The 25,196-nt window shown below is 39.3% G+C and carries 18 protein-coding genes; 10 read left to right on the top strand and 8 right to left on the bottom strand.

Annotated elements, in window-relative coordinates; all coding sequences use genetic code 11:
• On the top strand, positions 1-1,122 hold a 1,122-nt coding region (locus EWM59_RS09315), incomplete at its 5' end, for an IS4 family transposase (protein ID WP_130020692.1).
• A gap of 129 nt (positions 1,123-1,251) precedes the next feature.
• On the opposite strand, the gene EWM59_RS09310 is transcribed toward EWM59_RS09315, so the two are convergent.
• Positions 1,252-2,340: a Gfo/Idh/MocA family protein gene (locus EWM59_RS09310; RefSeq protein ID WP_130020691.1), complete on the bottom strand. Its 1,089-nt coding sequence runs from the start codon at positions 2,338-2,340 to the stop codon at positions 1,252-1,254.
• Positions 2,341-2,528: 188 nt separating this feature from the next.
• Between EWM59_RS09310 and gldA the strand changes: the two genes are divergently transcribed.
• The 3 genes from gldA to EWM59_RS09295 all read left to right on the top strand — a co-directional run bounded on the left by gldA (position 2,529) and on the right by EWM59_RS09295 (position 5,564).
• Positions 2,529-3,236 (top strand): gliding motility-associated ABC transporter ATP-binding subunit GldA, encoded by a 708-nt coding sequence (gldA, locus tag EWM59_RS09305; protein WP_130020690.1) that lies wholly within the window; start codon positions 2,529-2,531, stop codon positions 3,234-3,236.
• A gap of 116 nt (positions 3,237-3,352) precedes the next feature.
• A complete protein-coding gene (locus tag EWM59_RS09300) occupies positions 3,353-4,099 on the top strand; it encodes a copper homeostasis protein CutC (RefSeq protein WP_130020689.1) in 747 nt (248 codons plus the stop codon).
• 13 nt (positions 4,100-4,112) lie between these two features.
• The gene (locus EWM59_RS09295; protein WP_130020688.1) at positions 4,113-5,564 is read left to right on the top strand and encodes a sulfatase family protein; all 1,452 of its coding nucleotides are present in this window, start codon (positions 4,113-4,115) and stop codon (positions 5,562-5,564) included.
• Positions 5,565-5,640: 76 nt separating this feature from the next.
• Here the strand turns inward: EWM59_RS09295 and EWM59_RS09290 are convergent, their stop codons facing one another.
• Positions 5,641-6,837, bottom strand: coding sequence for an argininosuccinate synthase (locus tag EWM59_RS09290; protein ID WP_130020687.1), 1,197 nt, complete (start codon positions 6,835-6,837; stop codon positions 5,641-5,643).
• A gap of 142 nt (positions 6,838-6,979) precedes the next feature.
• On the opposite strand from EWM59_RS09290, the gene EWM59_RS09285 reads away from it, so the two are divergent.
• The gene (locus EWM59_RS09285) at positions 6,980-7,684 is read left to right on the top strand and encodes an SGNH/GDSL hydrolase family protein (RefSeq protein WP_130020686.1); all 705 of its coding nucleotides are present in this window, start codon (positions 6,980-6,982) and stop codon (positions 7,682-7,684) included.
• Between the two features lie 13 nt (positions 7,685-7,697).
• On the opposite strand, the gene EWM59_RS09280 is transcribed toward EWM59_RS09285, so the two are convergent.
• The gene (locus EWM59_RS09280) at positions 7,698-8,777 is read right to left on the bottom strand and encodes an LptF/LptG family permease (RefSeq protein WP_130020685.1); all 1,080 of its coding nucleotides are present in this window, start codon (positions 8,775-8,777) and stop codon (positions 7,698-7,700) included.
• Between the two features lie 190 nt (positions 8,778-8,967).
• Positions 8,968-9,624 (bottom strand): metal-dependent transcriptional regulator, encoded by a 657-nt coding sequence (locus EWM59_RS09275; protein ID WP_130020684.1) that lies wholly within the window; start codon positions 9,622-9,624, stop codon positions 8,968-8,970.
• 148 nt (positions 9,625-9,772) lie between these two features.
• Between EWM59_RS09275 and EWM59_RS09270 the strand changes: the two genes are divergently transcribed.
• The 3 genes from EWM59_RS09270 (at position 9,773) to EWM59_RS09260 (ending at position 15,736) form a co-directional block, all read left to right on the top strand.
• Entirely contained in the window at positions 9,773-11,098 is a 1,326-nt protein-coding gene (locus EWM59_RS09270) for an Nramp family divalent metal transporter (protein WP_130020683.1), read from the top strand.
• A gap of 226 nt (positions 11,099-11,324) precedes the next feature.
• On the top strand, positions 11,325-13,817 hold the full coding sequence (gene priA, locus EWM59_RS09265; protein WP_130020682.1) for a replication restart helicase PriA: 2,493 nt from the start codon (positions 11,325-11,327) through the stop codon (positions 13,815-13,817).
• A gap of 152 nt (positions 13,818-13,969) precedes the next feature.
• Complete coding sequence (locus tag EWM59_RS09260) at positions 13,970-15,736, top strand: AMP-dependent synthetase/ligase (protein ID WP_130020681.1); 1,767 nt, start codon at positions 13,970-13,972, stop codon at positions 15,734-15,736.
• A gap of 121 nt (positions 15,737-15,857) precedes the next feature.
• On the opposite strand, the gene EWM59_RS09255 is transcribed toward EWM59_RS09260, so the two are convergent.
• Positions 15,858-17,816, bottom strand: coding sequence for an FAD-dependent oxidoreductase (locus EWM59_RS09255; protein ID WP_130020680.1), 1,959 nt, complete (start codon positions 17,814-17,816; stop codon positions 15,858-15,860).
• Between the two features lie 174 nt (positions 17,817-17,990).
• Between EWM59_RS09255 and bshC the strand changes: the two genes are divergently transcribed.
• Positions 17,991-19,535, top strand: a complete 1,545-nt coding sequence (bshC, locus tag EWM59_RS09250) for a bacillithiol biosynthesis cysteine-adding enzyme BshC (protein WP_130020679.1) — start codon at positions 17,991-17,993, stop codon at positions 19,533-19,535.
• A gap of 202 nt (positions 19,536-19,737) precedes the next feature.
• Here bshC and EWM59_RS09245 read toward each other — a convergent pair whose 3' ends face one another.
• Positions 19,738-21,528, bottom strand: coding sequence for a family 43 glycosylhydrolase (locus EWM59_RS09245; protein ID WP_130020678.1), 1,791 nt, complete (start codon positions 21,526-21,528; stop codon positions 19,738-19,740).
• Between the two features lie 334 nt (positions 21,529-21,862).
• On the opposite strand from EWM59_RS09245, the gene EWM59_RS09240 reads away from it, so the two are divergent.
• Positions 21,863-22,066, top strand: a complete 204-nt coding sequence (locus EWM59_RS09240) for an energy transducer TonB (protein ID WP_130020677.1) — start codon at positions 21,863-21,865, stop codon at positions 22,064-22,066.
• A gap of 57 nt (positions 22,067-22,123) precedes the next feature.
• On the opposite strand, the gene guaB is transcribed toward EWM59_RS09240, so the two are convergent.
• Positions 22,124-23,590, bottom strand: coding sequence for an IMP dehydrogenase (guaB, locus tag EWM59_RS09235; protein WP_130020676.1), 1,467 nt, complete (start codon positions 23,588-23,590; stop codon positions 22,124-22,126).
• 149 nt (positions 23,591-23,739) lie between these two features.
• Complete coding sequence (gene xylA / locus EWM59_RS09230; protein ID WP_130020675.1) at positions 23,740-25,080, bottom strand: xylose isomerase; 1,341 nt, start codon at positions 25,078-25,080, stop codon at positions 23,740-23,742.
• Positions 25,081-25,196 lie beyond the last annotated feature (116 nt).

The raw sequence follows: 25,196 nt of genomic DNA, 5'->3' as shown, positions 1-25,196 counted from the left end.
CAGGATAGTACAGTGGGCAATTATCCTACCCGTCAGATGGATTTAGGCTACCTTCAAACCGGAAGCGATAATGGAGTATTAATACATAATGGTATTCTGACAGACAACCATTATGTACCTTTAGGCTTACCCATCCAAGAGTTCATACAAAGAGATAGGGATGATTATGGTAAACGTCATCAAAGACACCTGCGTCCTTTTGAAGAAAAGGAGAGTGCTAAATGGATTGAAGCCATTGATTTTGCCCGTAAATATGGACGTAAAACGGGTATATCGGTTGTACAAGTAGCTGATAAAGAAGCTGATGTGGCAGAGGTCTTCAATTATGCACTTACCCATCGACAACTCTTTATTATCAATGGCAGACATGACCGTAAACTCAAAAACAGTACTCAAACCCTGAAGCCCTATTTGCAAAGTTTAACCCCTGGTGGGATTGTTGAACGTTCGCTCTTAGATGCCAAAGGCAAAGCACACCTATGTGAGTGTCAGATTACTTTTGCAAAAGTTGACTTACAGGATTTAATTAAACCTATTTATGTACTCACCTTGCAGCAACTTCAACCTATCAAAGGACAAGACTTAGCCCATTGGATGATACTTACCAATGTGCCGGTAAAGACTTTAGCAGAGGCGGTAGCTATTATTGATACCTATACCCGCAGATGGACTACCTGTGAAGATTTTCATAAATGTCTCAAAACGGGTTGTAGTATCCAACAAAGACAATTACAATCCCCACAAGCACTCTTTAATACCATCAGTCTATTGAGTTTAATAGCGATTGGTTTATTAAGAACAAGATATTTAGCTCTCAAAGAGCATGCCCAGAAGACGACTAATCATCTGATTAATGAATTACTCTCACAGGATGAGTTAATGATGGCTGACATAGCTGCCGATAAATATCTGATGCCTATTGACTTAACTTTTGCCCAGAAGCATACCAATTTATGGTTTATGCTGCTTTTAGCCAGGATGGGAGGGCATCAGGGTATCAAACAGGCTGGTATGCCCGGATGGCAAACAATCTGGAAAGGTTGGATTTATTTCCAGGCACTTGTTGATGGTCTCAATATGTCAAAGAACTTATTTTTACAAAAAAACCGTACTTATGGGTAAAACTCACCCTGCGGGAGAGGGAGACTTAGAGGGTGAGGAGAATTTTGTACCAAATAATATTTGGCTTGGCAAAATTTTGAGACAACCTCAAATTTATACCCCTACAGGATTTAACCAATCAAATCCCGGCTATTTCAATTCAATGGTTTTCCCTGCCTTTGACGATTTCACGGCGGCATCAAGAATCTCCATAGCTACCATATTGATTTTTAATGAACCCAAATCATTTTCAGATTTTACTTTGCCTCTCACCACAGCGGCAAAGTAACTGAAAGGGTCGTTCATCGGAGAAGCCAATGGTTTAATTTCCACTTTCTCTTCCGGAGGTGCATTTCTATTACCTTTCCTTACACGCATTTGCAAACTTCTGTCGGCAATTATATAACCCGTTTTGCCATAAAATTCCGCATCTTTTCTATCAAAAGGCCAGTTCCATGAGGCCTGAAAAATACCTTGCGCTTTCGGATAAGTAACGATGATTGTTGCCTCATCATCCACTTTCGGATACATATCCGGTTTGATAGTTTGTGTAATAGCCGTTACAGAAGTTGGTCTTTCACCTTTCATCATCCACGACATAATATCGGCTCCATAGCAGCCAAAATCTATAATAGCTCCACCCCCATTTTTCACAGGGTCTCCCAGCCAGTCCATAAAAGTTTTGGTTACTCCAATTTCTTTAGGGCCTGAATGGCCGTCGTGTATCACTATTTTTCTGATGTCGCCAATAGCCTTGTCTTCATTAATCATTTTATAGGCCTCATGGTTGCTGGCATACCAGGTGGTTTCATAATTGGTCAATAACTGAATATTGTGCTTCTTAGCCAACGCCTCCATTTGTTTGGCCGCAGCCAGATTAACCGCCAATGGTTTTTCTACCATTACATGCACGCCTTTGGGTGCGCATTTCTGGACCGTTTCCAGATGCTCAATAATACTTCTAAAATCACAAACAGCTTCGGGTTTGGCTTTTTCAATCATTTCGTCGAGACTGGCGTACCAGAGATTTTCGGGCAATTTGTATTTGGCAAAATACTTCATGGCAAGCGCTTTATCGGGTTCTGCAAAGCCTACCACTTCTACGCCTTCGTGTTTAACATTATTAAGAATCTGAAACACGTGGTCGTGGGTCATACCCACAATACCCATACGAACGACTTTGTCCTGCGCAAAGGCAAATTGAATACTGATAAGGAAGAATAGGAGTGTTTTTTTCATCGCTTGTTTAAATGGTTGAATATGAACAAATTTAATTAAAAAGTGCAGGAATGATATTTTTTAGCCAATCTTTTCACGAGAAAACCTATTTTTACGTTTAGAATAGGTAATTAACTCATAAAGCTGATAGAAACCGGAATTTTACTAACCTTAATTTATCAGTATATATACTATAGAACCGCTCGGCAATGTCTATTAAAGTTCAGAATCTAAGCAAAGTGTACGGCACACAACGAGCCGTTGATAATATATCTTTCGAGGTTAACAAAGGAGAAATCATTGGTTTTCTTGGCCCAAACGGGGCAGGGAAATCAACTACTATGAAAATCCTGACAGGTTATATTCCTGCCACAGAGGGAACGGCGGAAGTAAACGGCTTTGATGTGAAAACAGCACCTATGCAGGTAAAAACGCATATCGGTTATTTACCCGAGCATAACCCTTTGTACTTAGATATGTATGTGAAGGAGTTTCTCGATTTTGCAGGTTCACTCTATGGCTTAAAAGGCAGAACGCTACAAATCAAGATTGATGAAACTATAGAAAGGGTTGGATTAGGCATTGAAAAACATAAGAAAATCGGACAATTATCAAAAGGTTACCGCCAACGGGTAGGACTTGCCCAAGCATTGATTCATAACCCCGATGTATTGATTTTAGACGAACCTACTACCGGACTTGATCCTAACCAACTGGTCGAAATACGAGACCTCATCAAAAATGTAGGTAAAGACAAAACAGTTATCTTCAGCACGCACATCATGCAGGAGGTAGAAGCTATCTGCGACCGTGTGTTGATTATCAACCGGGGCAAGATAGTAGCCGACAGTACGCTTTCTGAACTTAAAAAAGACGGCAAAGCCATTGAAGAGGTTTTCAGGGAATTGACTATGTAAAAGAGAATTAATAAAATTCGGATACCCGCGTAATTAAAAACCTAAAGAAAACAGATTAGATGCATCATGAACAGCATTTAATCTGTTTCTTTGTATAAAAGAACCATAGAACCGGAATGTTAGAAATTTGTTGCTTTTCTTTAGAATCTTGCCTGATAGCCCAAAAGGCAGGCGCTTACCGAATTGAATTGTGTGGAGGAATGTTTGAGGGAGGTACTACCCCCTCAGCAGGATTAATTAAACTCGCTCGTCAGAACCTGACCATTAAATTATATGTCATGATTCGGCCACGTGGAGGCGATTTCTGTTATTCAGAGACAGAGTTTGAAGTTATGAAAGAAGACATTCAAACCGCTAAAGATTTAGGGGCAGATGGGGTGGTATTTGGTCTTTTGAATCCTTATGGAACTATAGACCAGACTCGTACAAAAGAATTAGTTGACTTAGCCCACCCCATGAAAGTTACTTTTCATAGAGCATTTGATGTATGTGCCGAGCCATTGAAGGCCTTAGAAACCATTATAGAACTGGGTTGTGAAAGAATATTAACCTCAGGGCAAAAAAACACAGCTATTGAAGGCATAGAATTATTAAAAACCTTAGCACAAAAAGCTGATAATCGCATTGAAATTATGGCAGGTGCAGGTGTAAGCTCGCAAAACGCCGCCCGATTATTAGAGACTGGCATTCATGCCCTACACATGACAGGCAAAGGTATTATTAATAGCCGCATGGAATATCGAAAAGCTGATGTGAGCATGGCAAGTGCTGCCTTGACCAATGAATTTGAGAAGTACGAAGCTGATTTTGATAAATGTAAAGCCGTAGCTGAGATTATAACTACTGAAAAATATCATCTATAAATCATTGGGTATAATGAAAAAGTATTCAGGCATAGCTATCTTGTTATTAATAGGCATAGTTCTATCGGCATGGTTAAAAAAACCTGAAGCTACTGCGCCTAATATTATTTTCATTATTGGAGACGACATCAGCCATGATGATATTGGTTCTTATGGGAATCCTCTGGTAAAAACACCTAATATAGATAGGTTAGCCAAAGAGGGTTTGCAATTCAACAATATGTTTGTTACCTCCAGTTCTTGCAGCCCTAGCCGAACCAGTATCCTCACTGGCAGGTATCCACATAATACGGGTGCGGCAGAATTGCATACCGAGCTTCCGGCACACCTGACTTATTTCCCCGAGCAATTACGAAAAGCAGGTTATTACACTGCCTTAATGGGCAAATGGCATGAGGGTAAAAATACCAAACGTGCCTATGATACCTTACTGGCAGGTGAAAAACTGAATGGCTTAGGTGGTGAAGACCAGTGGATTAATGTATTACAGGCAAGGCCGAAAGACAAACCTTTCTTTTTCTGGCTTTCTCCGTTTGATGCCCATAGAGAGTGGTCGGCAGATAATTTCAAGATTACGCATAATCCTGACAATGAAGTTCGTGTGCCTGCTACACTGCTTGATACTAAAGCCACCCGAAAAGACCTTGCCTCTTATTATAATGAAATTGGTCGATTGGATTATTATATCGGCGAATTATGGAAAGAATTAGAAAGACAAGGCGTAGCAGATAATACGATTATTATTTTCACGGCTGATAATGCACGTGCTTTTCCGGGCAACAAAACATTATTGTATGACAGAGGGATTAAAACGCCGTTTATCATGAAATGGCAAGCCGGAATTAAAAGCCAGCAACAAATAAATGCCTTGGTTAGTACTATAGATATTGCACCTACTTTATTACAATTAGCAGGCATAAAACCAGCGATTACCATCCAAGGGCAAAGTTTTGCCTCATTGCTGAAAACCCCTGAAGCTGATTTCAGGAAATACATTTTTGCTGAACACAACTGGCATGATTACCAAGCATACGAACGAGCCATACGAACCAAAGATTTTCTGTATCTGATTAATCTTCGTCCTGAATTGGATAATGGAGGGTCTATTGATGCCAATCAAAGCCCGTCAGCATTAGCTTTGAAAGAGAATCAAGCGCAACTCACTAACCTACAAAAAGAGGCTTTCATAAAGCCCCGACCAACAGCCGAGTTTTATGATATGAGAAGTGATGCCGCTCAAACCAATAACCTGATTAATGACCCTAAATACAAATCAACTATTAATCAGCTTAAAAGCGTTTTGCAGACATGGCAGACACAAACAGGCGATACAAACCCATTGAAAACTACGCCTGATTGGTATGACAGAGAAACAGGAAAGGCTGTGCCTGCCAAAGATATAAGAGGAGAAATGCCGGGAGTTGCCAGACAGGCTGATAAGATAAATGTGAAAGGTCCTTTTTAAGTGTATCCGCCCACCGAGTGGACGATTTTTCAAATCGTCTTCGCAAAACGATTTGAAAAATCGTGATACACTAAAACTATTTCTTCGCCACCAATTCAGCTATTTTTTCATGAATCATTACCTGGTTTGACATGATTTTTGAGAACCCTCTCACATCATCACCTGACCATGCATTGTTCATTTCACCATAACTACCAAACACCGGCGACATCATATCGTAATCTGACTTAATACCTAATAACTGAAAATGATAAGGGGCTAATTGCACACGCACTTCGCCTGTTACATTAGTTTGGGTACTTTCAAGGAAAGTTTCAATGTTACGCATTAACGGCTCCAGGAATTGTCCTTCGTGTAACAACATGCCATACCATTCGGCTAAATTCTGTTTCCAGTATTGTTGCCATTTGGTTAATACGTGTTTCTCTAACAAATGGTGCGCTTTAATGATAATCAACGGAGCAGCAGCTTCAAAACCTACACGTCCTTTAATACCGATAATAGTATCGCCCACATGAATATCACGACCAATGCCGTACGGCGAAGCCAGTTCAGACAAACGACGGATAGCATCTACCGGATTCTTGAAACGACGACCATTTACACCCTTCAACTCTCCTTTCACAAATTGCAAGGTTATTTCACTACCTTTTTTCTTGGTTACTTGTGTCGGGAAGGCACTTTCAGGTAAGAAACCATCAGAGGTTAAAGTTTCTCTACCGCCTACTGATGTTCCCCACAAACCTTTATTAATAGAATAGGCCGCTTTGTGCCACTCACGCACGACACCTTTTGATTTCAGAAATTCAATTTCCGCCTCACGAGATAAACGTAAGTCACGGATAGGTGTAATAATCTGCGCATTGGGTAATACGATTCTGAAAACCATATCAAAACGCACCTGGTCGTTTCCGGCACCTGTACTTCCGTGGGCAACAGCTTCTGCACCAATTTCTTTGGCATAATCAGCTACTGCTACCGCCTGAAACATACGTTCAGCACTTACAGAAAGCGGATAAGTATTGTTTTTCAGGATATTGCCATATACCAGATAACGAATACATTTCTGATAATATTCGCCTACCATACGAGCTGTATGATGGTGTTTTACGCCTAATTCATACGCCTTTGTCTCAATATCCTTGATTTCTTCTTCTGTAAAACCACCTGTATCAACCAATACAGAATGTATTTCATGACCTAATTCTTCGGTCAGGTATTTTACACAAAACGAGGTATCTAATCCTCCACTATATGCTAAAACAACTTTCATATTACATCAACCGTTGAAACGGAAATATAGGTTTTAATAAAAATTTTGCAAAAATAGGACTTCTATCCCTATATTCCCGTATATATTCATAAATATAATTGTACTTTAATATTCTGTAATTCAAAAATACCTTCGCTCTGCTATGTCAAAAATAGTCGCTTTATTTATATCCATAGGTTTATTCTTATCATGTGCCATGACTGATACTACCGAAATAATTTCTATTCCGAACCCTGTTGGAACCGGGCCAAACAGAACTTTTTTAGCATTAGGAGATTCTTATACCATTGGTGAAAGTGTAGTAGAAAAAGACCGTTGGAGTATGTATCTGATTGACTTACTGAAAGATGATTTTACCATTACCAAACACGATATTATTGCCCGCACAGGCTGGACAACCGAAGAACTTATACAGGCTATTGCTGACAGCAAAAACACAAATCAATATGACATGGTATCTTTACTGATAGGCGTAAATAACCAATATCGTGGGCAGAGTATAGAAAAATACAAAACCGAATTTAGAGAATTACTACAAATAAGTGCCCGATTTGCGCATGGTGATTATAAAAAGGTTTTTGTATTGTCGATTCCCGATTATGGCATTACACCTTTTGCGGCTTCACGTAATACTGCGAAAATAGCTAAAGAAATTGACGAGTTTAACGCCGTAGCCAAAGATGAATGTAGAAAAGTTGGTGTGCCTTTTATAGATATTACGACTATTACCCGTGAACATACCGATGTTGCTTACATTGCCAGCGACCAGTTACATTTTTCGGGTAAAATGCACGAGTTATGGGCTATCAAGGCTCGTGAAACTGCCAAAATCATTATGAGGCAGTAAATGCTTGTCAAATTTATCTCGGAACTGTGAAATACATAATGGTTCCGATGGTTCCGAAAACGATATTAGGCAACCAAACTGCTAAAATAGGCGGCATATTGCCTGATTCGGCAATACCTTTAGACATGATGTAGAACAGAATATACACAAATGCCAGTACGAAACCTATGGCAATCTGAAACCCTACCCCACCTCTGGCCTTACGGGCAGATACAATTAAACCCATCAACGATAAAATGATTACGGCAAATGGGGTAGCAAAACGTTGATATAATTCAATCTGAAACGATTCTATCCCTTCTGCGCCCCGGCTTTTAATCAGGTCAATTTTCTCCCGAAGCTCGGGAATCGTGTAAGACTCCTGTATCTGGTGTTCGTTTTCAAAGTCATTAGGCGATAAATTGACTGCCGTGTCTTTTGGGGCTGTGCCATACACCATCTTGTCTTTCATAATACCCAATGTACGGATTTTATAATCGTGTATTTTCCATTTCTTGGTGCTATCGTCCCACGTAATTCTTTTGGCTGATAGTTTTTCTACAAGCTTATTGTCAACTATTTTTTCTAAGGTAAAATCGTATCCTGTTTTTGCCTCGTTGTTATAGCTCGACATATAAGCGTATGTATTGGGCGCTACTGCAATATGGAAATCACGGGTTGAGAAATAGAACTTATCGTTTACATACACATTCTCAAAAGCCAGTCGCTCTGTATTGGCACGAGGAAGAATCCAGCCTACCATTACAAAAGAAAAAATAGCGATGATAGAAGCCCCTATAAAATAGGGAAACATGAGCCGCCGGAAACTTACCCCACTACTCAGAATTGCCACAATCTCGGTATGAGCAGCCATCTGGGCAGTAAAAAACACAGTAGAGATAAAAATCATTAAAGGGCTGATATAGTTAGCCCAGTAAGGTGCAAGGTTAGCGTAATATTGTAGTAGAATAGCACGCATAGGTGCCTGCTTCTGAATAAAATCATCGTTTTTCTCTACAAAATCAATCACCATAATAATCAGAACAATTACCAGAACCGCAAAAACATAGGTTGTAAGAAATCGTTTGATTAAGTATTTATCTAATATATTCATGAAAACTTTTCATTGATGATACTCCTCACCCCGTGCGACGTCCGCTCTAAATCTCCCTCTCCTATTTCAAGGAGAGGGAGACTTTTTTAAGCCCTTCTCCAGATGGAGAGGGGTTGGGGTGAGGTGAATGAGAAGCAAAATTATAAAATGATACGAATACTTTGCTGAATTTAAAGAACTTTAACAGGTACTATTTCACCAGCAGATTTTTGGCCACCTCATTACTCACAAAAACCGATTGTGTATTATTGAGGATAATGGTGAAGGATTTATCAAACTCGCTGACCTCCTGTATTCTGATAGAACAGCCTAAGGTGATATTGTTTTTATCTAAATGCTGTAAAAAAGCAGGTGAATGTACGGTTACACCAACCATTACCACAGTCTGGTCAACAGCAATTTCTGAAAGTTTATGAGAACTCATGGATGGCATTTTACCTTTTGCATCAGGAATCGGGTCGCCGTGAGGGTCAAACTGAGGATTTCCTAAAAACTTATCCAGTTTTTCGGTTAATTCCTTCGAATCAATATGTTCAAGCTGTTCGGCAATATCATGAATCTCATCCCAGCCGAATCCCAATTTTTCCACTAAAAACACTTCCCACAACCGATGTTTCCTGATTACACTCAGGGCAATATGCTGTCCCTCTTTGGTTAGTGTAACACCCTGATATTTACGGTAATTAATGAGGTTTTTCTCCGCCAGTTTGCGTAGCATATCTGATACCGAAGCAGCTTTGGTTTGTGTATGCTCAGCCAGTTCGTTGGTGCTGACTTCACTCCCCCCGTTCTGTTCGGTAAGCATATAGATTATTTTCAGATAATTTTCCTCTGTAAATGAAGTCATAGACCTTTAGCATGATGATAATACTACACAAAAGTACATCTTCTCCCTAATTAATCAAATTTTTAGACAAACCTAAAAATTAATTTTGATAAACATATTTTTATTTTTATTATTGCATAAAATATATATTCAGTGCAATAGAACCCCTATGATTGAAAATAATAAAGGCTGGAAAAAAACCTCAAGTAATGTATCGCTATCTGAAGTACATAGAAGTATTGATGTACCCCAAACAGGCGGTTTCTGGAAAAAATTCTCGGCATTCATCGGGCCGGGCTTAATGGTTGCTGTAGGATATATGGACCCCGGTAACTGGGCAACAGATATTGCCGGAGGTGCCAAGTTTGGTTATACCCTATTATCAGTCATTTTAATATCCAATCTGTTTGCCATGCTGCTGCAACATCTTTCCCTGAAGTTGGGGATTGCTACAGGCAGAGATCTGGCACAGGCTTGTAGGGATGCCTACTCAAGACCCGTTTCATTTATTCTCTGGATTTTAGCAGAAGTAGCCATTGCTGCCTGCGATTTAGCCGAGGTAATTGGGGCAGCAGTAGCCTTAAACCTGCTGTTTAATATTCCGCTTACTTATGGTATTGTTATTACAGCCATTGATGTTATCTTCATTCTGTTTCTGCAAAATAAAGGATTCCGTATTATTGAGGTAATTGTGGGAGGATTGATTTTGATTATTTTGTTGTGTTTTGGCTATGAAATGATTGTTACAAACCCTGACTGGTTTGGTGTAGCTAAAGGCTTAATACCCAATCAGCAAATTGTAGTAAACCCCGAAATGCTCTATATTGCCATTGGTATTTTGGGTGCAACCGTAATGCCGCATAATCTGTACTTACATTCAAGTATTGTACAAACCCGTAAAATAGAAAATACATCAGTAGCCAAAAAAAGTGCCATTAAATTTGCTACCATTGATTCTACCGCTTCGTTGTTTATTGCGTTCTTTATCAATGCCGCTATTCTGATAATGGCTGCGGCAACTTTCCATTTCACAGATAATCAACACGTGGCAGACATTACCGATGCTTATCATCTGCTTGACCCTATTTTGGGAGTAAAACTGGCAGGATTGTTTTTTGCAGTAGCCTTATTGGCAGCAGGACAAAATTCTACCCTGACAGGTACGCTGGCCGGACAGATAGTAATGGAGGGCTTTCTGAATATTAAATTGAAACCCTGGCTACGCCGCTTAATCACCCGTTTAATTGCCATTATTCCTGCGTTGATTGTTGCTATTATTTATGGCGAAAGAGGAACTTCTGATTTATTAGTATTGAGTCAGGTGATTTTATCTTTACAATTGAGTTTTGCAGTAGTACCCTTGGTGGCGTTTACTTCGAGTAAATTAAAAATGGGTGAATTTGTTAACTCAAATCTGATAAAATACACGGCATGGGTAGTGGCAGTCATCATTATTTCGTTGAATGCTTATTTACTTTTTGATACTATTTTTTAAAAAAATTTCTCTATCTTTGTAGGAGTAGGAATGATATTCTTACTCCTTTTTTTATCCTCTTCTATCCTGTTCAATTCTTCAGTGTTTTGAATTAAGTATCTACAATAACTGTTAATTATCTGAGGTATTTTTAGTATCTTAGGTAGCCCATGTATCAACGATTATATCAAGAATCGTTATTAACTATTATGTGCTTGTTTTATTTTTTTAATCCCATTATCTGAAGATGACAGAAGATATTTTTTCAACTGAAACCACCTACTTTGCTGACGTAATTTTGCCCGTGCCTATTCCTCGTATGTTTACTTATCGTGTACCCCGCCATTTTGCGGCTGACATAAAAATCGGAGCAAGAGTGATTGTACAATTTGGCCGAAATCGTGTAGTAACCGCTGTAGTCGGAAAAATCCACACCAAACCTCCTGAAAAATACCAGGCCAAGTACATTTTAGAATTGTTAGATATTGACCCATTAATTACTCCCGCACAATTATGGCTTTTTGAATGGATTGCCGAGTATTATATGTGCTGCATTGGCGAGGTAATGAATGTGGCCGTTCCCTCGGGTTTAAAAGTTAGTAGCCAGTCAAGAATGCAGTTAAATCCTGATTTTGACCATCCTGAATTATTAGAAGAAAAAGAAGTAGAGTTTATTGAGATTCTGAAAACACATACTTCGCTGACATACGATGATGCGATTAAGTTTGTAGGTGAAAAGAACATCAATCCGATGATTAAATCACTGATTGGGAAGCATGCCATTATTATGTATGAAGAAGTAAAAGAGAAATATAAGCCTAAAATTGCCAAGAAAATACGATTAAAAAGAGGTTATGAAGGAAGTGAAGAAGTATTTAATCTGATTGACTCTCTTACAAAATCGCCCAAGCAGCAAAGCATTATTCTGGAATACCTCAAACATATTCCTGTTAATGAGTTAGCTGAAAAAAATACTCACGGAGTCGATAAAACACTTTTCACTCAAGGCGAAACTTCCGATTCTGCCCTGTCAACCCTGTTAGATAAAGGTATTCTGGAGCAATTTGAAGTAATTGTCTCACGCTTTGGTGATGATGTGCCAGACGAACCACTGAAAATATTGTTAACCGATGCACAACAGGCAGCCAGCGATGAGGTTTTACAGAAATTTACAGAGAAAGATATTGTGCTATTACACGGTATCACAGGTAGTGGTAAAACCGAGATTTATATAGACCTTATTCAGAAAGTATTAGAGGGTGGTTCTCAGGTGCTTTATCTGCTACCCGAAATTGCCCTGACTACTCAGATTGTAGTAAGACTTAAACGTGTGTTTGGCGATAAAATGGGGGTTTATCACTCCAAGTTTTCTGATAATGAGCGAGTAGAAGTGTGGAGAGGAATTGTAGAAGGTCGCTACCAGTTTGTGGTGGGTGTACGCTCTGCTATATTCTTACCTATGGATAACTTAGGATTAGTGATTATTGACGAAGAACATGAAACCTCTTATAAACAGTTTGACCCCGCTCCTCGCTATCATGCACGTGATGTGGGTATTATGTTAGGACTTAAACAGGGAGCAAAAATCCTGTTAGGTTCAGCTACACCTTCTATCGAAAGTTACTATCAGGCACAAACGGGTAGATATGGCCTGGTAACGCTGAATAAGCGATACGGTGAAGCCCAATTGCCTGATATTGTGCTCGTGGACCTGAAAGCAGAACGTAAGGCCAAAACCATGAAAAATGATTTTTCAAGTGTGCTTTATAACCGCATTCAACAGAATCTGGCTAATAAAGAACAGACCATCATTTTCCAGAACCGGAGAGGTTATTCGCCTTACCTGAATTGTCAGGAATGTAACTGGGTATCTGAGTGTCAGCAATGTGCGGTGAGTCTTACCTATCACATGCACTCAACAGAACTGCGATGCCATTACTGTGGACATAAGGAGGAAATTCCTAAAGCTTGTCCAGTCTGTGGGTCGGGCAAACTCCGTACGATTGGCTTCGGCACTGAAAAATTAGAAGAAGACTTAAAAGCGATGTTTGATACGGCTCGTGTGATACGGATGGATTTAGATACCACCCGGACCAAGAATGCCTACCAGAATATCATTACCGAATTTGAACAAGGAGGTACAGACATTTTAGTAGGTACGCAGATGATTAGTAAAGGGCTTGACTTTGACCAGGTAAGTTTAGTAGGTATTTTTGATGCTGACCGCATGATTCACTTTCCTGATTTCAGGGCTTCAGAACGGGCTTTTCAGATGCTGACGCAGGTAAGTGGTAGAGCCGGACGGCGAGCAAAAAAAGGGCTGGTATTGATTCAAACGAATGATACCCAACAATCTTTATTACAAAAAGTAGTAATCAATGATTATCAGGGGTACTATACCCACGAAATTTCGGAAAGAGACAGCTATTTCTATCCTCCATTTACGAGAATCATTTCTGTTACTTTGAAGCACGAAGAACAGGAAAAAGCAGAGAAAGCGGCTCATTGGTTAGCGGAAAAATTATTAGAAAAATTGGGGAAAGCGAGGGTATTGGGTCCTGAGAAATCTTTGATTGAGCGTATCAGAAACAAATATTTATTTGATATTATATTAAAGCTTGAAAAAGACAAGCTGAATATCAAAGCCGCTAAAAGTTTTTTAAGAGAAATGATAGATGCGCTCCATCAGGAAAAAGAGCATAAAGAGGTTGATGTAGTAGTGGACGTAGATGCAGTATAAATCCTGATAAAATTGAGTTGTGCTGACCACAGATGGCCGCCTGGCGGTCATTTGTGGTCATTAAATAAAAAAAACTAACAGGTTTCTTAGATGTTTGTTTTGTCGGGAAATATTTTCTTTACATTTGTCATTATACAAACGCCTGTTAAACTATGTCTCAACCTATTATTCGAATATTCGATTTACTGCCTGAATCGATTGCCAAGTTCAACAAATCTGATGTTTTTGCCTCTAAAATTAAAGGAGAGTGGGTAAAAATTTCAGCCACCGAATTCATTGATAGCATCAATCAACTTAGTTATGGTTTTTTAAAACTGGGGGTAAAAAAAGGAGATAAAATTGCGATTATCTCTGAAAGTCGCCCTGAATGGAACATTGTTGATTTTGGGATTCAGCAGGTAGGCGCTATCAGTGTTCCGCTGTATCCGAATATTACGGTTGAAGATTACAAGTATATTTTTCAGGATGCTGATATTACCTATGTTTTTGTAGGAGACGAAGCGCTTTTTGAAAAAGCAAAGGAAGCCGCCAAAATAGCCCCAAGTATTAAAGCTATTTATACCTTCGATCAGGTAAAGGGCGCTAATCATTGGAAAGAAGTACATGCAGTTGCTAATGAAACCAATCAATCAAAAATAGAGGAAATCAAGAAGTCTATCAAAACTGACGATTTGCTTACATTGATTTATACTTCAGGCACTACCGGTAAACCAAAAGGAGTAATGCTTACGCATCAGAACATCATCAGCGATTTTGAAGGTTGCAAAGATTATTTCCCGATTGATGCCGAATGCCGAGCCTTGAGTTTCTTACCGCTCAACCATGTATATGAGCGTATGGTATTGTATTTATATATGCGCCTGGGTGTTTCTATTTATTATGCCCAGAATATGGCCACCATTGCCGAAGACCTGAAAGATGTAAAACCACAGATTTTTACAACCGTTCCTCGTCTGCTCGAAAAAGTGTATGATAAAATTGTAGCAAAAGGCTATGAATTAGGTGGCTTGAAACGCCGTATTTTCTTATGGGCATTAGACCTCGGTCTGAAATATGACCCGAATATTGATGGAGGATGGTGGTATAATCAGCAATTAAAACTGGCTCAGAAACTGGTTTTTAGCAAATGGCAGGAAGCATTGGGTGGAAATATCAGAATGATATGCTCGGGAGCAGCAGCCTTACAACCACGTTTGGCGAGAGTTTTCTGGGCAGCAGGTATTCCGGTTTCAGAGGGGTATGGCATGACCGAGGCCTCGCCTGTTATTGCTACCAATCGGGTTAAACCATTAGATTTAAGAATCGGAACTGTTGGGCCTGTGGTGGACGGCGGAACTATAAAAATAGCCGATGATGGAGAGATTCTCTACAAAGGCCCGAATGTAATGGTTGGCTACTATAATTTACCCGAACAGACCAAGGAAGCCATTGATGCAGATGGATGGCTACACACCGGAGATATAGGTAAATTAGAAGAAGGCAGATACCTGAAAATAACAGACCGTAAGAAAGAAATATTTAAAACATCTGGCGGCAAATATGTAGCACCGCAGGTATTGGAAAATAAAATCAAGGAATCGGTATATGTAGAGCAGATTATGGTAGTAGGTGAGGGGCAGAAATTTCCGGGTGCTTTAATCATTCCGGAATTTGTAGCCTTGAAAGAATGGGCTAAAGCACATAATATTCCTTATACTTCAGAGGCAGAGATAGTGAAAAACCATGATATTCATCACTTAATTATGGATGAGGTAAATCGTTTCAATAAAGAATTTGCGCCTTACGAACAGGTAAAGAAAATAGAATTACTCGCTGAACCGTGGACAATTGAAAACGGTGAAATTACCCCAACGCTTAAACCTAAGCGGAAGGTAATTGTAGGCAAGTATAAAGATTTGATTGAAGGAATGTATGAGTAGGTAGTAATTCGTTATAGAATTTTGCCACAATATACACCAGAAAAACCAAGTTTCACAATTGTGTAACATCGTGTTCTCTTGTGTAGATTGTGGCAATTCGTTTATATCAGTAGTACGCTATTTAATTCTCAGGCATAAACAAAACCGCATCAGCAATCACAGCTCCATCAGCCCCCTGGTTGGTAATTTCAAGCATATTTTTCAACCCTCTTTCAAAGAAAAACTCACCTACATACAACCAATCGCTTTCGGTATTTTGTGGTTTCAATAATAAAGTCTTTTTACCTGAATTAGTCCAGATATTCACATTGATTTGCTTTGATAGCTGTTCGTAACGAGGGAAATAAATATAAATCTTATACTTTTTTGTAATGGGAATAATAGGGGTATAAATAACTGATTTTTCTTGTTCTCCTTTGGTTTCATCTATCAGGTAGTTTTTGCCATATCGCTCCTGTCCCTTAGGAATAATCGTCCAGTTTCCATTTAGTTTTACCCGTATATCGTCATTATCAATTAATTGTTCCGCCTGATTTTTATTAGCTAATGGATTCACTGCTAATTCAAGTTGTAGTTTTTTCACATCAATCTCATGCAAAATTTTATTGGCATCAATCGCCATACTTGCCGCAACAGCCGCCGACTGCCCTAATACCATAAACACGGGCTCCATCCGGATAGACCCATAAGCTATGTGCGTGGCTGACAAACAAACCGGAACTAAAAGGTTTATACACTCAGATCTTTTAGGTAAAATAGACCAGTAAGAAATAGGATAAGGCGGTAGCCCTCCTAAGCCTTGCTGTACATCTCCCTCGTTTTTCACCATACCATTGACTACAATCCGCTGGCAATTGTGCGAGTCCATCGTATAAGCCGCCATGCCAATCCCATCACTTACTGATTGTCGTCCTTCGCAATGATGTTCGGTCATGACATACTCCCCTATCATTCTGCGGGCTTCTCTCACATACATCTGTGGGCTGAAATGATTGTTATCTGTATATTCATCTTTCGGATATCCCCATTTTTTCATTTCCTTTCTCAGATGCTCAGGCACTCTTTTATCGTTCCCCAGAAAGTATAGAAAGCCTTTAATATATTCTTCATGCTTTAGCTGAATCTGTTGGCGGGTGTCATAATCAGCCTCGGGATAATCGTAGTTCTCCCCTATCATATCTGTCGAAAAGGGGCCGGAGTTATTAATATCTGTTTTCCGATGTGGCATGGGCTGAATATGCATTAATGCCCAGTTCAGTTCTTGGGGTTGTTTCTTTTCTATATAACGCAGTAGCAATTCATATTTCGAGGCATCATAACTGGCAGGTTTTGTAACAGGTATTTGATTTTCAATACTGTCTGTCAGGCAAAGCCGGAAATTATAAGTCTGTACTTTTTTATCTCCTGAACCCGTTGCAGCCAGTTTCTCGTTACTAATACCCCATAGCAAGCCACTTGCCGGGTTTCCTACTTCCTTATAAGGGTCAACTCCATCCGGAAACTGGTGTTTATCCAATAATTGTACCCCATTCCAGGTTTCGTTATAAACCGAATTGGCTTCTCTGCCTATGGTGTAGCTTACTCCGGCTTTTGCCATCAGGTCGCCCTCATAAGTAGCATCAATAAAAACTTTTGCCTTTATCCATTGGCTTGATTTTCCGTTTTCTACCAGAATTTTCTCAATTTTACCTCCACGCTTCTCGGCTTGTTTCAATCGGTGCTCATAAAGTACTGCTACATTCGCCTCATTCATATATTGTTGAAATATCTTTTCTGCTACCGATGGCTCAAAGGTCCATTGCTCAAAGCGGCCATAATGCTTGCCGATTCTTCTATAAAAATCTCTGGATATACCTGTAATCGCATACTTGTTGCCTATATCCGTTTGTCCGAGTCCGCCTGACGTTAATCCGCCCAATCTTTTGGTTGGTTCTATCAATAGTACCGTTTTTCCATATTTCTTGGCAGTATAAGCAGCTATGACACCTGATGAGGTACCACCATAGACACAAACATCAACAGATTTTATCTGTGCCATGCAATAACCTGATAAGAAGAGGAAGAATAGAAGTATTTTCATAAAAAAGTCCTGATTATTCTCAAAAATAGAATTTATTTTCGTTAGTTATTTTAAATAAAGCCATCGGCACTATAAAATTTGTTACGTGAAATAATATCCTTTGGATTTTGTATATTTGAAACCTGTCTATTCTTTTTCGTGTTATTGGAAAAATAAAGAAATCGCGCCTTAAATATGCCCTTGCAAACCTTAGAGTTAAAAGCCGTCGGAGCTTTTCCAAAATTGTTTTTAGATTATATCACAAAAAACGAAACGCTTGCTACTTTTTATAATCAATTTCCTGACATTGAAGGATTCCGAAAAGCTATTCAATCAAGAGTATTTACTAAAGAAAAACGTCAGACATTGGTTGCCGCTTTAGAAAACCAGTATTCAACGCTTGACTCAAAACCTGATTTTTCTCCTTTATTAGATGATAAAACTTTTACAGTAACTACGGGGCACCAGTTGAATATATTTACCGGGCCGCTCTATGTTATATACAAAATTGTAACTGTGATTAACCTGGCCAGAAAACTAAAAGCTGAGTTTCCTGATTACAATTTCTTGCCTGTATACTGGATGGCAAGCGAAGACCACGATTTTGAGGAGATTTCGGTTTTTAACTTGTTTGGGAAAAATTATAAGTGGGAAACTACCCAGAAAGGCGCAGTAGGGCGTATGAATCCGGCAGAGCTAAGAGCCATTTGCGACCAGATACCCGAAAGAGTTGAGTTTTTTCAGAATGCTTATCTCAATCATGGTACTTTAGCAAATGCGGTACGATGTTATATGAGCCATTTGTTTGAAAACGAAGGTTTGATTTGTATAGATGCCGATGATAAAGCTTTAAAATCTGTTTTCAGCCATATTATTAAAGACGATTTACTGCAACACACTGCCAGCAAACTTGTTACCGAAACTTCTGAAAAACTTCACACTGCTGGTTATCATACCCAAATTACCCCAAGAGAAATTAACTTCTTCTATCTGGAAGACGGCCTTAGAGAAAGAATCATCAAAGAAGAAGACGAATACAAAATACTCCATACAGATATTACTTTTTCAGAAAGTGAAATCCTGCAATTGGTAGAGAACAACCCCGAAAGGTTTAGCCCTAACGTAGTTTTAAGACCTTTGTATCAGGAAACTATCCTGCCTAACTTAGCTTATATCGGAGGACCATCAGAAGTACCCTATTGGTTACAATTGAAAGGTATATTTGATTATTATCAGGAACAATTTCCTTTATTGATGCCTCGTAATTTTGCGTTGGTTGTGAATGAAGCAAGCCGCAAAAAGATAGATAAATTAGGTATTACGACCGAAGAACTATTTGCCGATGAAGTTACCCTACGTAAAGGTTTTGTTGAAAAGAACTCACGGAAATCGTTGAGCCTTGCTTTTGAGATTGATGAAATCAACGATATTTTTGAGCGTATTCTTAAAAAAGCCCTGATTATTGAAGCTACCATGAAAGGCCCGGTAGAAGCGGTAAAAGCCAAAAGTATCAATTCGTTAGAACATTTAGAAAAGCGTATCAAAAGAGCAGAGGAACGTAATCAGGAAGGCTCTGTGAATCAGTTATTAGCCTTAAAGGAAAAACTATTTCCGGGTGGAGGATTGCAGGAAAGAAAAGAAAACTTCCTGAATTTCTATCTGAATGATAATCTGTTTATCAAGAAATTGCTGGATACGTTAGACCCACTTGATTATAGTTTTAATGTGATTGAGATTTGAGACCTTTAAGTGAATCCGCTTTGGTAAGCCAATGTTTTTTAGTTATTTCGCAGATACAAAATAAGAAAAACCCCGAAATATGCCAGATTTTTGCCTATTCGGGGTTTATTTAATAAGTGCTAATAATCAATAATTATAACGCTAAAGGAAGTCTGATAAGTAACTTATAGTTGCTAATTTACATCGCCTTAGAATAAAAAACCTATTTAGGACCTATTACTTCGCTTACGGCAGAAACACCATTTTCGTTGAAAGCCTCAATAGCAAAGTAATATTTTTGTCCGACTGTTAAAGCCCTTAATTCAAGATTAGATGGGGCATCGTTCCAAATCTGGTAAGTCTGATATAACTTATCGGGAGCGATGCCCCATAATATATTATAGCCTACTGCCTCAGGTACTTTTTGCCAGCTAATATCTGCATTACGGTCGTCGGTTTGTCTGGTCACAGTGAGTCCTTGTGGAATAACAGGCGCTTTGCCTGTACCCTTACCAAAAATGCGTATATCACTGATAGCTAAATTAGGCATAGGCACATGCACATTTTCAAATTTAATATAACGTACCTTCACAGGTTTCGCCAGTTCTTCATAGGCATTCGGACGGTCTCTTTTTTCGTTGGTATTGTCAACAATCTTTATCCAGGCTTTACCGTCTATTGATGAATAGACTCTATATTGAATATATACTTTAGGCAAGGCACTATCATAAATATCAGATTTATAATCCGTGTAGTTGATTTGTAAGGAATGAACCTCCTGCGTTTTTTCTAAATCAATCGTGAGCGTTTCTCCACTTTTATTGGTTTTTGCCACCCAGAAAGTCCGGGGATTTTCGTCAGTTACCAGATTAGCAGAGAATTTGCCCTCCTGCACAGAGGAGGAGGTACAAGGTTTTTTGTAGGATAGCAACATTAAGCCTGCAAACAACTCATTTTTATCTGTCCACTTCTTGGTTGGTAATAGTTGTGGAAAATCTGCAAAGCGGGTATTGGCATACATTTGTCCGTCTTTATCAAAACCTGCCGGAACCATTTCGATACGACGTTCAAAATTCCAATTTACGGCAATCCACGGGGTTCCGGTATTCCAGTAATTACCATATAAATCCTGAAAAGTATTGCCATGACCCATACCTGTCATAAATCCCCCTGGTTTGTATGAAACGGGGTTATAAGGCGCATAAGTGAATGGGCCTAAAGGGTCGTCTCCTACATAAGTACCATTGGCATACACATTAAACTCTGTTCCCGGTGCGCCGTATTGCAGGTAATATTTGCCGTTGTGTTTAGTCATCCAGGCTCCTTCGGTAAAAGGCTTGATAGTATCTCTATGGTCTCTGCCAAAACGCTCCCAGCCGTGTTTTTCGGGATGTAGGTAGATTAAACCTTTATAATCATTTTTTCCTTTATAAGTCAGGTTTTTGCTTTTGTCTAACTCTGCTCCAAAAAGCGGATACACATTAGACGAACCCCAGTACATAAACCAACGGTCGGTGGCATCGTCATGAAACAAAGCCGGATCCCAGGGACCAATATCTTTAGGCAATTGTGGTAGCCATCGATTATAGAAATGCAGCTTGCCGTTTTCGGGCGTAGTAGTATAGAAGATAGGTCTTTGCTGAAATGTTGATTGGAACAAGTAAAGCGTATCACGCACCGAAATAGCCGCAGGTGCACACATATCTTCCATTGGCCAACGGTTAGGAATAATATAATGCCAGTTCAATAAATCTTTCGATTTCCAATAACCGCCCTGAATGGTATGAAAGAGATAGTATTCGTTTTTATGGGTGATAATTACAGGGTCAGCGCCAGAGCGATAGGATATTTTTTCGTTGGTTTGTTCCCAGTTATACTGGTAATTAATATCCATCGGATTGCAGAAAGTTTTCTGCTTGAAAGGTTTCGGTTTGGCAATATTTAGCTGAGGGCTTTGCGCAAGACTGATGGTTGTGCAAAAGAATAGGCTAGTTAATAAATGAATGAGCTTCATAGATCATGGTTTTGTTAATGCAAATATAAAATAAGTATGCAGAAAACCTATAAATTGAGGTTTTTGTGTATATTGAAGTATTAATGTGACTGTCTTATGAAGTGTTTACTACTATTATTTATTTTATTGTTTTTTTCTGGTTGCGCAAAAGAGCTTAATACGTTTTCTATGGAAAAAAAATATTAAGCAAGACTTTATATGTGACATTAGTGGAAAAAAAGAAGAGTGTCCAGAATTTATTGGAGGAGTAGAGGAGTTTTATAAATATGTATCAAAGCATTTACAGTATAAAGGTGAAGCCAAGGTTCATGTATCTGTATGTAATTACAGTAAAATGCTTATTCAATTTGATATTCTTGAAAATGGGAAAGTGGATGGCATTGTAATAACACAAAAAACAGGTTGGTGCCCTACATTAGAAGAGCAAGTAAGACTTGTTTTTCAAAATATGCCAAAATGGAAGCCTGCAAAACAAAATAATAAATCCATCAAGTCTACAGCCAAAGTAACTTTAGCATGGCATCTTGACAATGATTAAGCAATAAAGCAAGAAACGGCTCCTAAAGAGCCGTTTTTACTATAATCTTCTCGAATATTATCTCGAATAATTCGGTGCCTCACGCATAATCTGAATATCGTGCGGGTGGCTTTCTTTGATACCAGCCGCTGTGATTTTTACAAATTTGGCTTGTTGTAAAGCGGCTATATCACCTGCGCCACAATAACCCATACCCGCCTTAAGCCCACCTACCATCTGATAAAGAATTTCTGCCACACGACCCTTGAATGGTACACGTCCTACGATACCTTCCGGTACTAGTTTCTTAATATCATCTTCAGCATCCTGAAAATAACGGTCTTTTGAGCCATCTTCCATTGCTTCTACCGAACCCATACCACGATACGTTTTGAATTTACGTCCTTCGTAAATCACCATTTCGCCTGGAGCTTCTTCTGTTCCGGCTAATAATGAACCCATCATTACTGTATTGGCACCTGCCGCAATGGCTTTAGTAATATCACCTGAGAAACGGATACCACCATCTGCAATTACCGGAACACCATATTTGGCTGCGGCCATAGCCGAATCAGCTACGGCAGATAATTGTGGCATACCTATACCGGCAATGATACGGGTGGTACAGATACTACCTGGCCCAACTCCTACTTTAATGGCATCTGCGCCAGCAATAGCCAAGGCTTCTGCGGCTTCGGCAGTAGCAATGTTTCCTACAATCACATCTAATTTTGGGAAAGCTATTTTGATGCGTTTCAGGGTATCAATAACCCCTTTTGAATGGCCATGTGCCGTATCAATACTTACTACGTCAACTCCTGCCTTTATCAGGCTTTCTACACGTTTTTCAATATCTGGTGTTACACCTACGGCTGCTCCGGCAATCAAACGACCCAAGCGGTCTTTGGCTGCATTGGGGCGGTCTTTCTTTTTTAGAATATCTCTGTAGGTAATTAATCCGATAAGTTTATTTTCTCTATCGACAATCGGTAATTTTTCGATTTTGTAATTTTTCAGAATCTCTTCTGCCTCTGCCAGACCCGCACCTGCATGCCCTACAATCAGGTTTTCTTTAGTCATGATTTCAGCAATAGGTTTCGACATTTCCGTCTGGAAACGTAGGTCTCTATTGGTAACAATACCTTTTAGTTTGTGATTTTCATCAATAACCGGAATACCCCCCACCTTAAACTCTGCCATCAGGCGTAGTGCATCGCCAATAGTGGCCCCTTCAAGGAGTGTAATAGGGTCGATTATCATGCCGCTTTCCGAACGTTTCACCTTGCGTACCTGCTCGGCTTGTTGTTCGATGGTCATGTTTTTATGGATAATACCAATACCACCTTCCTGCGCCATTGCAATAGCCATTTCATACTCTGTTACAGTATCCATTGCTGCTGAAAGGAGAGGAATATTTAATTGTATATTTTTGGTCAGATAAGTTTTCGTTTGCGTATCGCGGGGAAGAACTTCTGAATAAGCCGGAACGAGGAGAACGTCGTCGTAAGTGAGTGCTTCGTAAAGCAACTTTGAAGAATCTAACATAGCAAATAATTTTCGTTTTCTTATTTGCCAAGCAAAATTACGGGAAATATTTGGAATGACAATTATATGCGTTTAATTAATTGAAAAATAATATAAAAAGCCCTGTAAAATAGAAATTACAGGGCTTCGTTTATATAAAATGATCAATTTTAGATATACTGATTGATAATCATTTCAAACAATTCTTGTTTACCGCTTATTTGCTTTGGCTCACCGTCTCTCAGCGCAATACCTCTCAGGTCAGTTAATGAGAGTTTACCTGCTTCAAACGCAGCACCATCACCACCATCAAACGAAGCATAGCGTTTGGTACGTAGGTTTTTGTATTCTGATTTTTCAAGAATATTATTGGCAATCAATAAAGCTCTGGCAAAAGCATCCATACCGGCAATATGCGCAATGAAAATATCTTCTAAGTCAGTAGAGTTTCTACGGGTTTTAGCATCGAAGTTGATACCACCGGTTGTAAATCCACCTGCTTCTAAAATTACCAACATGGCTTCTGTCAGCTCAAATAAATCAATCGGGAACTGGTCGGTATCCCAGCCATTCTGATAGTCGCCACGGTTGGCATCGATACTGCCCAACATGCCTGCGTCAGCTGCCATTTGTAGTTCGTGTGCAAATGTATGACCTGCTAAGGTTGCGTGGTTTACCTCTGCATTAATCTGGAAATCTTTATCTAAACCATAGTTACGCAAGAAACCGATTACTGTTTGGGCATCATAATCATATTGATGTTTCGATGGCTCGCATGGTTTTGGCTCAATATAGAATTTACCTTTGAAGCCCTGACTACGTGCATAATCACGAGAAATTGTCAGGAATTGAGCCAGATGGTCAATCTCACGTTTGGTATTGGTATTCAACAATGACATATAACCTTCACGGCCTCCCCAGAATACATAACCCTCGCCACCTAATTCGATAGTGGCATCAATGGCATTTTTTACCTGTAAACCTGCATGCGCAACTACGGCAAAATCAGGGTTGGTAGAAGCACCATTCATGTAACGTGGGTGAGAAAATAGGTTTGCTGTACCCCATAATAATTTTACCCCACTTTCAGCTTGTTTTTGTTTAGCAATGGCAACAATGGTCTGAACGTTTTTTTCAAACTCACTTTGCGAATTGCCTTCAGGGGCTATATCAATATCATGAAAGCAATAGAAAGGTGTACCTAACTTGGTCATGAATTCAAAAGCAGCATCTACTTTATCTTTGGCTGCCTGAATAGGGCTGCTGTTTAAATCCCAAGGGAAAACTTTAGTACCCGGGCCGAATGGGTCGCCACCGGTTCCGCAGAAAGTATGCCAGTAAGCCGTTGCAAAACGCAGATGTTCTGCCATTGTTTTGCCTGCTACTACTCTGTTGGCATCGTAGTATTTAAACGCCAAATAATTATTAGATTCTTTTCCCTCATAAGCAATAGGTTCTTTAATGAATGGAAAATATTCTTTCTCACCTATCGTAACTTTCAGTTTTGTCATGATTTCTGCTCGGTTGAATATGAATAATTTTAAAATATAATGCGAAGTAAATTATTAAGTGTCAAAATTACAATTATTTTTTCAGTTTTTTCTTTGCTCTTTCGGTCTATCTTGTT

It is taken from the genome of Emticicia agri, assembly GCF_004168285.1.
Lineage (GTDB): Bacteria > Bacteroidota > Bacteroidia > Cytophagales > Spirosomataceae > Emticicia > Emticicia agri.
This window is presented reverse-complemented; position numbering and strand designations above follow the sequence as displayed.

Bases quoted from the DNA above. Each gene is read 5' to 3' on its own strand.
- EWM59_RS09310 (WP_130020691.1), bottom strand. From the start codon at position 2,340: ATGAAAAAAACACTCCTATTCTTCCTTATCAGTATTCAATTTGCCTTT.
- gldA (WP_130020690.1), top strand. From the start codon at position 2,529: ATGTCTATTAAAGTTCAGAATCTAAGCAAAGTGTACGGCACACAACGA.
- EWM59_RS09300 (WP_130020689.1), top strand. From the start codon at position 3,353: ATGTTAGAAATTTGTTGCTTTTCTTTAGAATCTTGCCTGATAGCCCAA.
- EWM59_RS09295 (WP_130020688.1), top strand. From the start codon at position 4,113: ATGAAAAAGTATTCAGGCATAGCTATCTTGTTATTAATAGGCATAGTT.
- EWM59_RS09290 (WP_130020687.1), bottom strand. From the start codon at position 6,837: ATGAAAGTTGTTTTAGCATATAGTGGAGGATTAGATACCTCGTTTTGT.
- EWM59_RS09285 (WP_130020686.1), top strand. From the start codon at position 6,980: ATGTCAAAAATAGTCGCTTTATTTATATCCATAGGTTTATTCTTATCA.
- EWM59_RS09280 (WP_130020685.1), bottom strand. From the start codon at position 8,777: ATGAATATATTAGATAAATACTTAATCAAACGATTTCTTACAACCTAT.
- EWM59_RS09275 (WP_130020684.1), bottom strand. From the start codon at position 9,624: ATGACTTCATTTACAGAGGAAAATTATCTGAAAATAATCTATATGCTT.
- EWM59_RS09270 (WP_130020683.1), top strand. From the start codon at position 9,773: ATGATTGAAAATAATAAAGGCTGGAAAAAAACCTCAAGTAATGTATCG.
- priA (WP_130020682.1), top strand. From the start codon at position 11,325: ATGACAGAAGATATTTTTTCAACTGAAACCACCTACTTTGCTGACGTA.
- EWM59_RS09260 (WP_130020681.1), top strand. From the start codon at position 13,970: ATGTCTCAACCTATTATTCGAATATTCGATTTACTGCCTGAATCGATT.
- EWM59_RS09255 (WP_130020680.1), bottom strand. From the start codon at position 17,816: ATGAAAATACTTCTATTCTTCCTCTTCTTATCAGGTTATTGCATGGCA.
- bshC (WP_130020679.1), top strand. From the start codon at position 17,991: ATGCCCTTGCAAACCTTAGAGTTAAAAGCCGTCGGAGCTTTTCCAAAA.
- EWM59_RS09245 (WP_130020678.1), bottom strand. From the start codon at position 21,528: ATGAAGCTCATTCATTTATTAACTAGCCTATTCTTTTGCACAACCATC.
- EWM59_RS09240 (WP_130020677.1), top strand. From the start codon at position 21,863: ATGCTTATTCAATTTGATATTCTTGAAAATGGGAAAGTGGATGGCATT.
- guaB (WP_130020676.1), bottom strand. From the start codon at position 23,590: ATGTTAGATTCTTCAAAGTTGCTTTACGAAGCACTCACTTACGACGAC.
- xylA (WP_130020675.1), bottom strand. From the start codon at position 25,080: ATGACAAAACTGAAAGTTACGATAGGTGAGAAAGAATATTTTCCATTC.